This window comes from Shewanella sp. 30m-14 (genome assembly GCF_052977125.1).
Window position 1 is genome coordinate 1 of sequence record NZ_JBRILW010000038.1, and the last position, 16583, is coordinate 16583.

Below are 16583 nucleotides of genomic sequence, written 5' to 3' on the forward strand. Positions count from 1 at the left end.
GGGTGACTGATGGGGTTCGAACCCACGACAACCGGAATCACAATCCGGGACTCTACCAACTGAGCTACAATCACCACTGATATTTCCTACTAACAAAACTGCCGTTTCCATTCTGGTGCACCCAGAAGGATTCGAACCCTCGGCCTCACCCTCCGGAGGGGTGCGCTCTATCCAGCTGAGCTATGGGTGCCTGCCTTGTTAGCGGGGCATATAATAGGTTTTAAACGCCCTGCCGTCTACACTTGTTTTGCTTTTTTTATGTATTTAATGTCCGTTCGCTCAAGATTTGAGTCATTCGCTCGGTTTTATACCAAAAAGCGTCAAAATAATGACTTGGATATGAGCTTATTTCATGTTATCAATATGCATTAGTCCAAATCCTAACCAAATTTAAAAATAGTGATTGGCGGAAAAGCATGTTTAGGGAAGATTTATCTCAGTCTAAAAGCACACTGAGGTTACATAAAAGGATTACTCGTTTAAAAGCCTTAGCGCTAAAATACAAACGAGCTGAAATTACTCAAAATGCTCTACTGGAGCTCTCCAACTTTGCGGCGAGTGTAACCACACCTGCAGAGTTCTATTCGGCGCTACATCAGTCGATCAATAAACTGATCCCTGCTGATAATTTTTTCATCGCAACCCTAAATTCGAAAACATCAAAGATCGAAGTACCATTCTTTCTAGATGAAAAAGATCACCATCCAAATGATTGCTACCCAGAAGAAGACCTCTCCGATACCTTATACAGTGGGTTAACTGGCTATGTACTCAAGACTCAGCAGCCATTGATCTGTAATGATGAGACCTTCCAGCATTTGATTGAATCAAAGCAGATCACTGCTCGTGGTAGTGATTGTCACCAATGGATTGGCACCCCGATTAAAAGTGCCGAAAGCACCATAGGTGTATTGGTGGTACAGAGTTACAGCCCAAATATCATCTATAGCGAAATAGAAATAGAGCTCATGAATTTCATTAGCCATCATATCTCGGGTGTGATTCAGCGTTTAGAAAATCAAGAGCAGTTAGAGCTCGCGATTGATACTCGCACCCAAGAGTTGAGCATTGCTTATAACAAACTTAAACAAGAAGTGTATGAGCGCCGCCGTGCAGAACGATTACAAAAATCACTATTTGAAATCGCTGATCTCGCTAATTCCAATATCGACAGTCAAGAATTCTACAGCGAAATTCATCGCGTCATTAGCCACTTATTACCAGTGAACAACTGTTTTATCTCATTGCTAAACGAGCAATGCGATGAGTTAACGTTCCCGTATTTCGTCTCTCAGTTTGAAATCCCCGAACCAAAGCCCCGTAAGTTAAGCGATGGCTTAACTGAGTATATCTTACTGAATCACAAGCCTAGGTTACTCGATAGAGAGGATATCAAAGCGCTTATAAAGACCGGAGAGCTATACAGCGAAGCACCTGAACTCAATGATACCCAAGAGATCAACCAGTGGATTGGTGTACCGCTATTTATCCACGGCAAGGTGAGTGGTGCGCTGACAATTTACAGCTATAACTATAACCAACATTACCAAGAGAAAGATCTAGAGCTACTCACCTTCGTTTCCCAGCATATTGCGACAGCAATAGAGAAGAAGCATTCGGCTGAATCACTCAAGCTCAGCTACGAACAACTCGAAGACAAGATCAATCTGCGAACACAAGCGCTAGCCAGTGCTAATAGCGATCTTGAAAAAGAGATTAGTCAGCGAAAACGCATTGAGCGCCAGCTCGTTCATGATGCAAAACATGACAACTTAACTGGTTTACCCAATCGTTCCATGTTTATGGAGCGCTTAACCCAAGCAATAAAACATATACGTAGGCACAGCCTAGAGAAGTTTGCCGTGTTATTTATCGATATGGACAGGTTTAAGCTGCTAAACGATACATTAGGGCATCTTGAAGGCGACCGCTTTTTAATTGAAACCGCCAAGCGCCTGAACCTGTGTATCCGTACCAACGATATGTTGGCCCGCTTAGGTGGAGATGAATTTGTGATCTTACTCGATACCATCAATGGCCAGGAAGATGCTAAAGATGTCGCAGAAAGAGTGCTTGCTGAACTCTCTCGCCCATATCAGCTTGCCAATCAACAATTCAACTCAAGTGCCAGCATCGGCTTAGCCATGAGTGGACAAAGCCGTTCCGACACCAGTGAATCGATATTGCGTGATGCCGATACCGCGATGTATCAGGCAAAATCTCAGGGGAAAAACTGCTACGCCATATTCAATCACGGTGCAGATAAGCAGCTAATCAAAGATATTAAACTCGAAAACGAACTGAAAAGTGCGATCAATAATAAGCAGCTGCAATTAAGCTATCTGCCCATTATGGCGTTAGATGCTAAGCAACATATTGCGTTTGAGCCAAGACTCTTCTGGCATCACCCAAGCTTAGGCAAGGTAAAGCAGGCTCAGCTGCATAATATTGCAGAGCATTGCAATATGGTCATTGAACTCGATAATTACCTGCTAGCACAAGTGAATCAAAGTGCAGAAATGATGGAGCAAACCTATGGTGATGAGTTTCAACTGCAACTCCCTATATCAAGCCAACATCTAAACCATAAACACGCACTAAGGGCACTTAAAAACAAGCTCAAACAGTGCCGCTTCAATAGCAAAAAAATCACCCTGTTTTTTAACGAAAAGGCCTTTGTTCAAAATACCAATAATCATATTAGTGCCTTCGAGAGTCTGGCTAAACTTGATATTAACTTGGGGATAGAAGCTTACGGTAGCGCCCATAGCGCCATTAGCAGCCTCACCTTCCTACCAATAAAAGCGTTAAAGCTTGACCCTAGCTATACAGCCCACTTAGAGAGCAGCCAGCATATTAAGTTAATTACGGCTTATTTTTATGCCGCGCAAGCGCTAGAGCTGGATGTGTTCGCGGTTGGAGTCAATACCCTACAGCAGTGCCAAATATTACAAGATATCGGCTTTACCAAAGGGCAAGGTGTCGCATTAGGTCAGGTCATTGAGTTGGCTAAAAACACTATAACAATCAATCAAGCTAAAGTGTGCGCATAGCACTAGTATAGTGCCCATGCGCGCAGTGATTGATTAGCAAGTTGTAATAGCCAAAGTGTAATCGTTCAGTTACTTGTTTTTAAACATATCCCTAATATTGGCGATGTTGGTTTTGCCTGACTGCTGACGCTGCTCTACCGTTTGTGCCGGTTTGCGATTTTCCCAAATCAAATCATCTTGAGGCAGTTCCATCAAGAAGCGGCTCGGTTCGCAGCGAATCGTTTCACCAAACTGGCGTCGCTCACGGCAGATCACAAACCACAGCTCTTTTTGTGCGCGCGTAATACCCACGTAAGCTAAACGCCTCTCTTCCTCAACGTTATCTTCATCGATACTACTTTGATGCGGTAAAATTCGCTCTTCTGCGCCCACCATAAACACATAAGGGAACTCCAAACCTTTAGAGGCATGCAGTGTCATTAACTGTACTTGATCGCCCCCCTCATCCTCACTATTACGCTCCATCATGTCACGCAATGTCAGACGAGTGACCACCTCAGGTAGCGTCATGCCTTCATCCAGTTCATCACCTTCGAGCATTTCTGTCACCCAACGATACAGTTCTGAAATGTTCTTCATCCGCATTTCAGCCGCTTTAGCACTCGTGCTGGTCTCGTACAGGTAATCTTCGTAGTTAATCTTACGGATTAACTGCTTAACAGCCTCAACAGGGTCGCCACGCTCGGCGCAGTCACCCGTTTCAACCACAAAACGGCCAAATTGATACAAGCTTGACATGGCTGCAGGCGGTAACTCATGGTTTAAATCCGCCTCAAAGATCGCAGCAAACATAGAGATCTGCTTCTTATTGGCAAAGTTACCTAAACGCTCAAGTGTTGCTGGGCCAATCCCTCGCTTAGGGAGGTTAACAATACGCAAAAACGCATTATCGTCATCAGGATTCACGATTAAACGTAAGTAAGCCATGATGTCTTTAATTTCAGCACGACCAAAGAAAGAAGTACCACCACTTAACTTATACGGAATACGGTTGGTCATCAGTGCACGTTCAAGTAAACGTGACTGATGGTTACCACGATACAAAATCGCATAATCGCCAAAGCTTGTTCGCCCAACGAACTTATGACGGATCATTTCGGCTATGACTCGCTCCGCTTCTTGCTCTTCATTGGCAGCTATCAATACCCTAATGGGCTCACCATAGGCTAACTCACTGAATAAAGCCTTGTCGTAAACGTGAGGGTTATTAGCGATCAAGATGTTGGCGGCGCGCAAAATTCGTTGGCTAGAGCGATAATTCTGCTCTAGTTTAATCAGCTTTAATCTTGGAAAGTCTTTACCCAAGAGCACCAAGTTTTGCGGCTTAGCACCACGCCACGAGTAGATAGATTGATCATCGTCACCTACCACAGTAAACCGCGCACGCTCACCCACCAATAACTTCACCATCTCATACTGACTGGTGTTGGTGTCTTGGTATTCGTCCACCAGCATGTATTGAATACGGGTTTGCCAGCGGGTTCTAACCTCTTCATTTTGCCTAAGCAGTAAAGTAGGTAATAAGATCAAATCATCAAAATCAAGCGCGTTATAGGCCTTCATATGCTGAGCATAACGTTGATACAACAAGGCAAAAAGTTGCTGTTGCTCGTCTTTAGCTATTTTTCGAGCTTGCTCAGGAATAACAAGATCACCTTTCCAATTAGAAATGGTACTGGCTAATAACTTAAGCAGATCTTTATCTTCGTCTAACTCATCTTGAGTCAGCTCTTTTAGCAGTGCAAAGGTATCTTGGTCATCAAACAGTGAAAAGCCAGGCTTTAAGCCCACGACTTTATGTTCGCGCTTGATAATCTCAAGCCCCAATGTGTGGAAGGTCGAGATCCATAATCCACGCGCCTCTTTGCGCCCCATAGACTGCGACACACGCTCTTTCATCTCGCGCGCCGCTTTATTAGTAAAGGTAACGGCAGCAATATTGCGTGCTTTGTAGCCACACTTTTCCACCAGGTAAGCAATTTTATTAATAATTACTCTGGTTTTGCCACTGCCAGCACCTGCAAGAACTAAGCAAGGGCCACTAACATAGTGAACGGCATCATTTTGTCCGGGATTGAGCTTCATGGGTGCGTTATAACCAAGATATTAAGGAAGGCTGTAAAACAGCAATAATAGCAGAAAGGCTTCAGGGATCGGAAAAGTTATCGACAATATCTCGACTGTGTTTATTAGTCACTCTGTTTTTCATTAATGTACTTATGAGCTTAATCACATAAAAGACAAAGTACTTAACACTGCTCTATTGCCAAGTTTTTGGATGAAGATTACACTAATGAATGAACGTTCATTCATTTTAGGCAATACCATGCACAATAAATACGATCTCATTCTTCGCGCAGCAGAAAAAATTATTGCAGCAGGTGGTATTCAAGGCTTATCCATGCAATTGGTAGCCACCGAAGCTGGCGTAGCAGCAGGCACTATCTATCGCTACTTCAAAGATAAAGACCAGCTTATCCTTGAACTCAGAAAAGATGTGCTATCACAAGTTGCTAGCGCCATATTGGAAGACCATCACATAGGTACGATTGAGCAAAGATTCAAACGGATCTGGATGAAAATGTACAACTACGGAAAACAGCCCTCTCCAGCCAATTTAAGCTACGAGCAATATGCCAATCTTCCGATGATCAATACCCAAGAGATCCGCCAGTTAGAGATGCAGCTTTTCGCACCACTGCAGCAACTATTTGAACAGGGAAAATCCCAAGGGCTAATCCAACCATTACACCCACGCATGCTTTACGCACTCGCGATGGAACCCGCGATGACCATGGCACGAACTTGCAGACGCGGCCTTATTGATTACCAACCTCAAGATATTACTTTCGCTTGCGATTTATGCTGGCGAGCCATACTCATCCCAAATACAACTACAGCGACAATCTAAAGGAGTTTCAGGACATGAAAAAATGGAGCCTAGTGATGATTATCATCGCAGTACTGGCCTTCGGTTCAGTCATTGGTTTTAATCTTTTTATAAAAGGAAAAATCGCCAATGCCATCGCTAATATGCCTGAAGCGGTGGCCCCAGTTACCGCAGTGGATGTCAAACAAAGTAAATGGCAACCAACAATCAACGCCATTGGATTTGTCGAGCCTAATCAAGGTGTGACCATTGCTAACCAAGTCTCTGGTGTGGTGTCTGCTATCCGCTTTGAAAATGGTAGTAAAGTTGAAGTCGGCCAAATGCTTATCGAGCTAGATTCTAAGGTAGAAAAAGCTAATCTTAAGAGCAAACAGGTTCAACTACCAGCAGCAGAAGCTGACTTTAAGCGCCTGAGTAAACTCTACAAACAGAACTCAGTCTCTAAACAAGATCTTGATAATAGCCAGTCTAAGTACTTAGCCTTAATGGCCGACATTGAAAGCTTAAGTGCCACAATAGATCGACGAGAGATCCAAGCTCCTTTTACGGGCTTAGTCGGTATTCGCAACGTCAATCTAGGTGAATATCTACAAACGGATACCGATATCGTCCGCCTTGAAGATATCAGCACCATGAAGCTGCGCTTCACCATTCCACAAACCCAGCTATCTCGCATTGAGACCGGCCAAAAAGTACACGTCTATGTGGATGCATACCCTACCGAGACATTTGAAGGCATTATCACAGCCATTGAGCCCGCAGTCTTCTATCAAAGTGGCTTAGTTCAGGTACAAGCTCAAATCCCTAACTCTGACCGCAAACTACGTAGTGGTATGTTCGCAAAAGTCGACATACAGCTGCCAGAACTTACTCAGCAAGTAGTACTGCCGCAAACGGCAATTAGCTTCACCCTTTACGGTGATTCAGTTTACGTGATTGAAGAGATCACTGAAAATGGCGAACAAGTAAAACGCGTTAAGCAAGTCAACGTCAAAGTGCTTGAGCGTAACGATGTCAATGCATTAGTCAGTGGAACAATAAAACCTGGCGACGTTATTGTTACCTCTGGTCAAGTCCGCTTAAGTAACAATAGTAAAGTCAAAGTGACTGAGGATGATGCACTCACCCCTCCAGCCACATTGCCAATGCTGTAAGCGGAGGATCTAGCGATGCGCTTTACAGATATATTTATACGTAGGCCAGTATTGGCGGCCTCAATTAGTTTTCTGATATTACTGCTGGGATCCTATGCCCTTAAAAGCATGCAGATACGTGAATATCCAGAAATGACCAATACCGTTGTGACGGTAACCACCAGCTACTATGGTGCCGACTCTAATTTGATCCAAGGTTTTATTACTCAACCGTTAGAACAAGCATTAGCTCAGGCTGACAACGTTGATTTCATGACATCAGACAGTTTTTTAGGAAGCTCAAAAATTTCTGTCTACATGAAGCTCAATACCGACCCCAATGGGGCTTTGGCGGATATTCTGGCTAAGGTAAATTCGGTACGTTCTCAGCTGCCAAAAGAAGCCGAAGACCCAACAGTAGAGATGTCTACTGGTGCGCAAACCTCAGCGCTTTACATCTCTTTTTATAGTGAGCAGATTAACTCAAGCCAGATAACCGACTACCTAGAACGTGTCGTTAAACCTGAGTTATTCACTATCGATGGGGTGGCTAAAGTTAACCTATATGGCGGCATAAAATACGCTATGCGTATATGGTTAGATCCAGCGCGGATGGGAGGTTTTAACCTATCATCAACTGATGTCATGAACGTCTTGCAGGCAAATAATTACCAGTCTGCTGTTGGCCAAACCAATAATACCTTCACCTTACTCAACGGCACCGCTGACACTCAGGTTGCTACCGTTGATGAGTTAAAAAAGCTGGTTATTGGTAGCAATAACGGCATGGTGATCCGCCTAGGTGATATCGCGGATATTAATCTAGAAAAGAGTCACGATGTGTACCGCGCATTAGCCGATGGTCAAGAAGCCGTTGTAGTCGGCCTTGACGTTACCCCAACAGCCAACCCATTAATCGTGGCTGCCGATGCACGAGCAATGATGCCTCAAATCGAACGCAGCCTACCTATTTCGATTAAGGCACGTATTCTTTATGATTCATCACTGGCTATTGATGAATCGATTAACGAGGTGATTAAAACCATTGCTGAAGCTGCACTTATTGTTATCGTGGTTATCACGCTGTTTTTGGGTTCATTCAGAGCGGTTATTATTCCAATTGTAACCATTCCACTGTCTTTAATCGGTGTCGCCATCATCATGCAGATGTTTGGCTTTACCCTTAACTTAATGACACTACTCGCGATGGTGCTCGCCATCGGTTTGGTGGTCGATGACGCTATTGTGGTGGTTGAAAACGTCGACCGTCATATCAAGCTTGGCGAACCGCCTTTTAGAGCTGCAATTATTGGTACGAGGGAGATTGCAGTTCCCGTTATCTCAATGACCATTACCCTAGCCGCAGTTTATGCGCCTATTGCCTTAATGGGCGGAGTGACAGGCTCGCTGTTTAAAGAATTTGCGTTAACACTAGCTGGCGCGGTATTTATCTCGGGGATCGTCGCGCTGACGCTGTCACCGATGATGTGCTCTAAAATTCTTAAGCCTCACTCAACACCTAACCGTTTTGAGAGTAGCGTTGAGCACTTTTTAGAAGGCTTAACCAGCCGCTACAATCGTATGCTTACCGCTGTACTTAATAAGCGCCCGGTCGTCATCGCCTTTGCTGTTATCGTATTTGCTTCACTACCTGTCATGTTTAGCTTTATTCCATCAGAACTGGCTCCCAGTGAAGATAAAAGTGTGGTGATGATGATGGGCACCGCACCATCGAGTGCCAATCTTGATTATATCCAAGCAAATATGAAAATCGTCACCGACATGATTAGTGCGCAGCCAGAATCTGCGGCATCGCTTGCATTCGTCGGTGTACCAAGTGCCAACCAAGCCTTTGGTATTGCACCTCTTGTGCCTTGGAGTGAGCGAGATAAAAGCCAGAAGCAGATGCAGGAACTCTTCGGCAAAGAGGTGAAGAATGTTCCCGGCATGGCGGTAACTACCTTCCAGATGCCTGAGCTTCCTGGTGCATCCAGCGGACTGCCGATTCAATTTGTGATCACCAGTTCCTCGTCATTTGAGAACTTATTCCAGATTGGTTCTGGCGTGCTTGAACAGGTGCAAAAAAGTCCACTTTTCGTCTATTCAGTAATCAACCTTAAATTTGATTCTGGCTCGATGAAAATCCACATCAAACGTGATGTGGCTGGTGCTTACGGTATTACCATGAAAGATATTGGCCTAACATTAACCACCATGATGAGTGATGGCTACGTTAACCGTATCAACTTAGATGGTCGCTCCTATGAGGTGATCCCGCAAGTTGAACGTAAACTACGTGCCAACCCTGAAGCGCTGGCCGGTTATTACTTAACCGCAGCCGATGGCCGCTCTATTCCGCTATCTAGCTTAGTCGATATCGAAATCGTGTCAGAGCCACGTTCACTGCCACACTTTAACCAGATGAATGCGGTTACTATCGGGGGCGTAGCAGCACCTGGCGTTGCAATTGGTGATGCTATCGCTTTCTTACAGAATATCGGTGATAACGATCTTCCTAAGGGGTATAGCTATGACTTCCTCGGTGAAGCGCGTCAATATGTCACCGAAGGCACAGCACTTTATGCCACCTTCGGTTTGGCATTGGCGATTATCTTCTTAGTACTAGCGAGTCAATTTGAGAGCCTTAGGGATCCACTGGTGATCTTAGTCTCTGTACCGCTCGCCATTAGTGGTGCCTTGGTCGCTTTAGGTTGGACCCATGTTTTCGGCTTATCGTCGATGAACATCTACACTCAGGTGGGTCTTATCACCTTAGTCGGTCTTATCACTAAGCACGGTATTTTGATGTGTGAGGTTGCAAAAGAGGAACAGCTACATAATGGCTTGAATAAACTCGATGCCATTAAGCATGCGGCAACTATTCGTCTTCGTCCCATCCTAATGACGACTGCCGCGATGATAGCGGGTCTAATTCCGCTCCTATTTGCATCGGGTGCAGGCGCTGCAGCTCGCTTTAATATCGGTCTAGTGATTGTGTCAGGGTTAGCTATTGGCACTGTATTTACCCTGTTTGTACTGCCGGTTATTTACACCTATATCGCAGAGAGGCATCAACCTCTACCGGTATTTGATGAAGAGTTGAATAATACTGACCAGACTAAAGCACATGCTTAACATCTAAGCGCTAGATATTAATCTTAAAGAGCCTGTATTAATTGCAGGCTTTTTTATGCTAATTAGCCGCCTCAGCAAAAGCGGCGAATATTTTGGCAATATCAATTGCCTCAGGTACAATCACTGCCATAAAGCATTAAGCACTTGAGCGGATACAGACAATGATTAACCCAAAGAAAATTGAAGAAGTCGCAAAGCAATTGAGCGAGAATCTTCCTAGTGGATTAAAGCAGTTTGCTGGCGAATTTGAAGAACGCAGTAAGCAAGTTTTGCAAAATCAACTTCAAAAATTAGACGTAGTATCACGTGAAGAATTTGAAGTTCAGCAACACGTTTTGATTAGAACTCGTGAAAAGCTTGAAGCACTTCAAGCTCAAGTTGACGCACTTGAAGCCAAACTCAATTCAGCTGACTAACCACAACTAAACTGATTTAACGCCACGTTTACAGCGAATGGCGAAATCAGCAATAATAAAAAAGGGCATCTCTTCAGATGCTCTTTTTATTAATACTCCTCATGTAATCAGAGATATCGCTGCGAGTACTCACCGTTTCATAACCGTAAAACAATCACAACTAGGGCGTATTTAGGTACTGCTAGTATGGTAACTCACAATTAAACAAAAGCTATTCACCACGGAGATCACGGAGAAGAGCCACAGCCAGTTCTACATCTTTTCCTCTGTGTTCTTCGTCAAAGCACAGCCTTCCGTAGTGAGTGCAGTGCTTTGTCAAAAGCTAGCACCAATCCAAAAAATGAATGCAATCAGCCTTCATTCGAAAGTCAGCACTGCTCACTTTCACTGAAGAATCGCTAATATGAATTAGGATTAATTTACACTTCATGCAAGTGCTCTAGTATAGCTGCGCACTGGCAGGTAACCTTGCCCAAACCATCTGCTTGTTAATCATCTACTCGTTAATTATCGACGGGTAGTCATTCACATACTGTTTTGAGGCCCTGCTTTGAACAAATCCTCTTTTCCGCCTCATCACACTAACAAAGCGCTCTTGGCTGCTTGGGCTGTGTTACTGGCCATTCCCGCTACCATCTACTTTAGTGCGGCGAGCTTATTTCCGACTATCGCCTTAAACTCAAATTTGGCTCAAGCGCTATATTGGCTAACCAGTACAGGTACTGCGCCCTATGGCATTATTACTGGGATACTTATTCTGCTTGCCTGCTATCGCAGCTTAAACCATCAGCAATTTATGCAACTGGTGCTAGCGGTGTCCATTAGCATGGCTGCAACGCTTAGCCTCAACCACTTTCTTAAGCCCTACTTCGCCGAGGCTCGGCCCAACGCCGTCTTACTAGAACAAGAATACCTGCTTAATACCCAAGATTTTTATCAACAATCTAAAGCCGATAAAAGACAGCGAATTGGCACTGCCATTCATCAGTTAGAAGTCGCCCGCCCAGATCTAAGCTTAAGCCCTTCAATCAAACGCCATTGGCAACATGAAGTCGGCTATGCCTTCCCTTCTGGACATACACTCTTTGCCGTCACACTGGCATTAACGGTGAGCTTCTATCTACTCGTAGCAGGGCAAACCTTACTGCCGTTGATATTATTTGGTTGGGCGATTGCGATGGGACTTAGCCGTATGCTACTGGGAATGCACTGGCCCCAAGATGTTCTCGCTTCAACTGCCATAGGTGGCAGCATCGCCTTTAGCAGTATCTATTTAACTCAAGCGCTATGGCCAAAAATAAATAATCGACTTGGATCTCGCCTAAAAACAGCTTAACAAAACCTATCAGTATCGACAGAGTTAAACCCTACCGAGCTGTAGGGTTTATTAACCTGCCCGCTTGCGCTTGATCTCAATTGCGGTATTCTGCCAGCAAACAAAATAATACTTTGAATAAACCCAAACTATTAACTCAAAACGATTAACCCAAACTTTGATGAGACCCAACCATGGCTGAACTGCAATTAGACAAGATTGACCTGAACATTCTCAAACTGATGCAGCAACATGGCAAATTGTCTAATCAGGAGCTGGCCGAAAAAGTCGGCTTGTCGCCTTCTCCTTGCTCAAGAAGGGTAAGATCCCTAGAAGAGGCTGGCTACATTGCAGGTTACGCCACCTTGCTCAGTGCCGAGCACTTCGATCTCGCACTTACGGCCTATATTCAAATTCGCTTAGAAAAACACTCCACCGATATTCTCGATGCCTTTGAAGAGAAAATAAGTAGCTATGATGAAGTACAAGAGTGCTGTCTACTCACGGGTAGCGATGCCGACTATCAAATCAAAGTGCTGGTTAGCGATATGAAACAATTTAAAGTCTTCCTGCTCGATAAGCTGACCTCCAACGATCATATCGCTGGTGTACGCTCAAGCTTCGTGTTGAAACAAGTGAAAAACCAAACCAGCATTCCACTGCCTATTTAGCTCTCTTTTTGTTTAACCTCGCTAGTTATCGTTAGTTATCGGCGGCAACATCTGCCGCCAAGCCCTCGCCATTACGACTATAATCTGTGCATTCAGTCCCATTTTCCTAATTAATCGCAGCATGATTTTATTGCGCACAGAGATAGATAAATCAGACGTCACGCAACCAGATATCAATAAAAAGCAAAAAATAAATAAATTACGTCAAAATAGTTCAACAATAAGAAATAAACTACCAACAAACTATAATAAAACGAGAATTCAAAGCGTTGACGTGTCATTTTAAAGCACTAGTATGCGCGCTCTTCTATCAGAAAGAGAGCTCCAATGAGTACAGTAAAACAAGGGCATTTTAGCTCGAAGATTGGCTTTATCATGGCCGCGGCAGGATCTGCTGTCGGTGTGGGTAATATCTGGGGGTTTCCCACTCAAGCTGCAACACATGGCGGCGGAGCTTTCTTGCTTGTTTACCTATTTCTGATCTTAGTACTCGGTTACCCCATGCTAATGGCAGAACTGATGATAGGTCGACATGGGCAAACCAATCCCGCCGATGCCATGGCCAATTTAGCTAATCGCCCTCTGAGTAAGAAAATAGGTAAGGCAATCGGCTTTATCTCTATCATGACCGCCACTCTAATTTGCACTTTCTACAGCATTTTATCGGGCTGGTTTGTCAGCTTTGCTATCGCCCCCGTTGCCGAATTAACAGGCCAAACTCAAGCCGCCGCATGGTTGATGGACTTTTCATTATCGCGCAACATAGTGTTCACGCTTATCTTTATTGCCATGGTCATTTTAGTGATCCGCCAAGGTGTACAAAAAGGCATTGAACGCTGGTCAAAACGTCTCATGCCGATGCTATTGCTTATCTTAGTCGCTGGGGTGATTTATATCTTAATGCAGCCAGGTGCGATGCAAGGTTTAGAGGTGTTATTAATCCCCGACTTCTCCCGCGTGTTCGAAGCCGATGTATTGATTGGTGCCCTAGGACAAACCTTCTTCTCTTTAACCATAGGCACAGCGGCTATGATGGTTTATGGCGCTTACTTAAGCCAAAAAGAAGATCTTGCAAAGCTAACCGCCTACGTGACACTCACCGATACCTCTGTGGCCTTTCTAGCGGCGCTAATGGTGATCCCAGCGATGTACGTTGCGCAGCATAACGGCGTACAAATTTTTGCAAAAGACGGTAGCCTATTAAACTCTGACACCTTAGTGTTTACCGTTCTGCCAGCCCTGTTCGACACAATAGGTGGCCTAAGCCAGTACCTGCTAGCCATTATCTTCTTTATTTTAATGACGATTGCAGGACTCACCTCTGCCATCTCAATTGTCGAGGTGCCCACCAGCTACTTAGTTGAAAAAACCAACTTAAGCCGTGATAAAGCCACCTTGATAGTGGGGAGTGTCATTGCGCTGTTATCTCTGGTTGTTGTATTTAATTTTGAGACACTATTTAGCTTTATGATCACCCTCACCACAGAACGGGCTCAGCCATTAATTGCTCTTGGTATCGCCATCTACTTAGGTTGGGTATGGAATCGAAATCAACTGATTAACGCTATTGCCCAGCAAGAGGGCGTCAATCCTAATAGCCTGTTTTGGAAGGTATGGCCTTGGTATGTTAAGTACATCTGTCCGTTGCTTATTATCCTGATCATTGTGCAGCTGATTAGCTAAGCTCAATTGAAAGCTTAAATACAAGTGATAACTTAAGTTCAACAGTAATAATCACTGATATCAAGGGGCGAGTTAATCGCCCCTTTTTTGTACGCCCCGCCCTGAAATAGTGAGGTGAGTCACACCCACCTGTGACCCTTTGTCGCACCTTGGTACAAATTGGTTTGCCGTCTTTATAAAGCCCTGTAAAACAGGCAAAAAATAAATAACGATAAGCAAACTATGATGAACAAGAAAAACATATTGGCGATCCCAGTCGTCACTTTAGGGTTGATTTCAAGTCCCGCTTTCGCCGAAAGCACCGCAAAAAGTACCGAGTCAGAGCCCGTTGAGCGCATAATTGTCACTGGTGAGCTGATGAAAGATCCCACTAAGACTTATACCGACCCCAAAAAGCCACGCCTACCGCTACCCGCTTATGATGGCGCGGGTTTTTTAAAGACCATTCCAGGTTTTAGTATTGGCCGCAAAGGGGGAGCTGGCGGAGATCCAAGTCTGCGAGGACTCGGTGGCTCACGCTTAAGTATTGTAGATGATGGCCAACATGTTTATGGCACCTGCGGTGGACGAATGGACCCACCAACCGCCTATATTTACCCAGAAGCCTACGACAATATTACTGTGATTAAAGGCCCGCAGACGGTTAAATATGGTCCAGTTGGCAGCGCGGGTACAGTGCTATTTGAAAAAGACCGTCACAGTTTTGATGAGCCGGGTTTAAATGGCCGCGCCAGCATGACGGCAGGAAGTTTTGGCCGATCAGACTATCTCGTCGAGTTAAAAGCCGGTGATGAGCAACACTACTTTGATATGGATGTTAACCAGTCATCGAGCGACCATTATAAAGACGGTGACGGCAATAAGGTGCAATCCAGTTATGACCGCTCAAACTATAACTTAGCCATTGGCTGGACGCCGACCGAAGAGACCGTTCTAGAGCTCGCTTATGGCAGTTCATCAGGTGAGGCCGAATATGCCGACCGCGCTAATAAGGCCCGTGAGATCAGTAATGAAAATCTCACGCTTTTGCTGCAGCATGAGTTTGATAGTCAATGGATAGATGCCATCGAATTCCAAGCCTACGCTAATGAAAATGACCATGTAATGGATGAATTCGATCAAGGCATAAATTCAGGTACCAACGTTAGGCGTGGCACTAAAGGCGGACATTTTTGGGCTGAATTCACCTTAGCCACAGACTGGTCCTTAACAGCCGGTACTGACTACATGGATAGCCTTCACAAAGGTCGCAGTATTAATCCGGCAGTTCCTGCTGTTCCTGGAAATAATGGCTTAGACGATCTACTCAACAAGCCATTTAAAGACAATATGCGCTATCAGGCTACGGGGCTTTTCCTAGAGTCGGCTTACAAGATGGGCACAGGTGAGCTATTTGCTGGTGTACGCTATGACCATTGGAAAACTGAATTGATGGTCGGACAAACAGGTGAGCGTAGCGACGATCTGTTCAGTGGCTATGGCCGCTATGAGCTCGCTTCAGGAAACAGCCAATACTACGCAGGTGTTGGTCATGCCCAGCGCATGCCTGATTATTGGGAGATCATGAAGTCGGATATTAATAATCTAAGCCAAAAAGCATTTGATCTCGCACCAGAAAAAACTACCCAGCTGGATATTGGTTGGATTTACGAAGCCGATATCGCTATTTCAACATCGCTATTTTACGGAGAGATCCGCGACTACATCTTAATCGATGCCAACACTAAGCCCACTTCAGCTTACAACATCGACGCTACCGTTTATGGCGGTGAGATTGCAGCAACAATTCCGCTAACTGAGCATTTCTCAACTCAAACAAGTGTCAGCTACAGCCATGGAGACAACGACACTGCCGGCACACCACTTGGGCAAATTCCTCCACTTGAAGGCCGTATCACTCTTGATTACCAATACGACCAGTGGACAGCAGGTCTGCTTTGGCGCTTAGTCGCAGCCCAAGATAGAGTTGCCATTGGCGAAGGTAACATCTCGGGTCAGGATTTAGCTAAAAGCAGCGGATTCGGCACGCTCGCCTTTAACGCTAGCTGGCAGCACAACGAAGCATTATTAGTGAGCTTCGGCGTAGAGAATCTATTTGATATCACCTACGCCGAGCATATTAGCCGCTCAGGTGCTGGCAACGATATTCCAGGAAGCTCGCCGATGTTTCAGGTCAATGAGCCTGGCCGCACCGCCTGGATAAAAGCCGATTACACCTTCTAGTACAGCTAATAGCGATCAGATTGAAGCTAAACAAAAGTACCTAGCAGGTTTAAGCGAACAGAAG

10 protein-coding genes and 2 tRNA genes are annotated in these 16583 nt (G+C 44.8%); 9 read left to right on the plus strand and 3 right to left on the minus strand.

The features are described 5' to 3' along the window. Position 1: 1 nt before the first annotated feature. Positions 2–74, minus strand: a tRNA-His gene (locus tag ACVBIU_RS19470). Positions 75–113: 39 nt separating this feature from the next. Next, a tRNA-Arg gene (locus tag ACVBIU_RS19475) sits at positions 114–190 on the minus strand. 226 nt (positions 191–416) lie between these two features. Here ACVBIU_RS19475 and ACVBIU_RS19480 point away from each other — a divergent pair. After that, positions 417–3053 (plus strand): sensor domain-containing phosphodiesterase, encoded by a 2637-nt coding sequence (locus tag ACVBIU_RS19480; RefSeq protein ID WP_447164569.1) that lies wholly within the window; start codon positions 417–419, stop codon positions 3051–3053. A 69-nt stretch (positions 3054–3122) separates the two neighbouring features. On the opposite strand, the gene rep is transcribed toward ACVBIU_RS19480, so the two are convergent. Then, positions 3123–5138, minus strand: coding sequence for a DNA helicase Rep (gene rep, locus ACVBIU_RS19485; RefSeq protein WP_447162127.1), 2016 nt, complete (start codon positions 5136–5138; stop codon positions 3123–3125). A gap of 208 nt (positions 5139–5346) precedes the next feature. On the opposite strand from rep, the gene ACVBIU_RS19490 reads away from it, so the two are divergent. The 8 genes from ACVBIU_RS19490 (at position 5347) to ACVBIU_RS19525 (ending at position 16519) form a co-directional block, all read left to right on the plus strand. After that, positions 5347–5964, plus strand: coding sequence for a TetR/AcrR family transcriptional regulator (locus ACVBIU_RS19490; protein WP_447162128.1), 618 nt, complete (start codon positions 5347–5349; stop codon positions 5962–5964). Between the two features lie 14 nt (positions 5965–5978). Continuing rightward, a complete protein-coding gene (locus ACVBIU_RS19495) occupies positions 5979–7097 on the plus strand; it encodes an efflux RND transporter periplasmic adaptor subunit (RefSeq protein WP_447162129.1) in 1119 nt (372 codons plus the stop codon). 15 nt (positions 7098–7112) lie between these two features. After that, positions 7113–10211: a multidrug efflux RND transporter permease subunit gene (locus ACVBIU_RS19500; RefSeq protein ID WP_447164570.1), complete on the plus strand. Its 3099-nt coding sequence runs from the start codon at positions 7113–7115 to the stop codon at positions 10209–10211. 161 nt (positions 10212–10372) lie between these two features. After that, complete coding sequence (gene ubiK, locus ACVBIU_RS19505; protein ID WP_447162131.1) at positions 10373–10627, plus strand: ubiquinone biosynthesis accessory factor UbiK; 255 nt, start codon at positions 10373–10375, stop codon at positions 10625–10627. A gap of 550 nt (positions 10628–11177) precedes the next feature. Next, positions 11178–11963 (plus strand): phosphatase PAP2 family protein, encoded by a 786-nt coding sequence (locus ACVBIU_RS19510; protein WP_447164571.1) that lies wholly within the window; start codon positions 11178–11180, stop codon positions 11961–11963. Positions 11964–12136: 173 nt separating this feature from the next. Beyond that, entirely contained in the window at positions 12137–12613 is a 477-nt protein-coding gene (locus tag ACVBIU_RS19515) for an Lrp/AsnC family transcriptional regulator (protein WP_447162133.1), read from the plus strand. Between the two features lie 327 nt (positions 12614–12940). Next, positions 12941–14296 (plus strand): sodium-dependent transporter, encoded by a 1356-nt coding sequence (locus ACVBIU_RS19520; protein ID WP_447162134.1) that lies wholly within the window; start codon positions 12941–12943, stop codon positions 14294–14296. A 225-nt stretch (positions 14297–14521) separates the two neighbouring features. Next, positions 14522–16519 carry a TonB-dependent copper receptor gene (locus tag ACVBIU_RS19525; RefSeq protein ID WP_447162153.1) on the plus strand — a complete coding sequence of 666 codons (1998 nt, stop codon included), beginning with the start codon at positions 14522–14524 and terminating at the stop codon, positions 16517–16519. Positions 16520–16583 lie beyond the last annotated feature (64 nt).

What these genes read in the sequence shown, in the direction of transcription:
- ACVBIU_RS19480 (WP_447164569.1), top strand. Translation starts at nt 417, where the DNA reads ATGTTTAGGGAAGATTTATCTCAGTCTAAAAGCACACTGAGGTTACAT.
- rep (WP_447162127.1), bottom strand. Translation starts at nt 5,138, where the DNA reads ATGAAGCTCAATCCCGGACAAAATGATGCCGTTCACTATGTTAGTGGC.
- ACVBIU_RS19490 (WP_447162128.1), top strand. Translation starts at nt 5,347, where the DNA reads ATGAATGAACGTTCATTCATTTTAGGCAATACCATGCACAATAAATAC.
- ACVBIU_RS19495 (WP_447162129.1), top strand. Translation starts at nt 5,979, where the DNA reads ATGAAAAAATGGAGCCTAGTGATGATTATCATCGCAGTACTGGCCTTC.
- ACVBIU_RS19500 (WP_447164570.1), top strand. Translation starts at nt 7,113, where the DNA reads ATGCGCTTTACAGATATATTTATACGTAGGCCAGTATTGGCGGCCTCA.
- ubiK (WP_447162131.1), top strand. Translation starts at nt 10,373, where the DNA reads ATGATTAACCCAAAGAAAATTGAAGAAGTCGCAAAGCAATTGAGCGAG.
- ACVBIU_RS19515 (WP_447162133.1), top strand. Translation starts at nt 12,137, where the DNA reads ATGGCTGAACTGCAATTAGACAAGATTGACCTGAACATTCTCAAACTG.
- ACVBIU_RS19520 (WP_447162134.1), top strand. Translation starts at nt 12,941, where the DNA reads ATGAGTACAGTAAAACAAGGGCATTTTAGCTCGAAGATTGGCTTTATC.
- ACVBIU_RS19525 (WP_447162153.1), top strand. Translation starts at nt 14,522, where the DNA reads ATGAACAAGAAAAACATATTGGCGATCCCAGTCGTCACTTTAGGGTTG.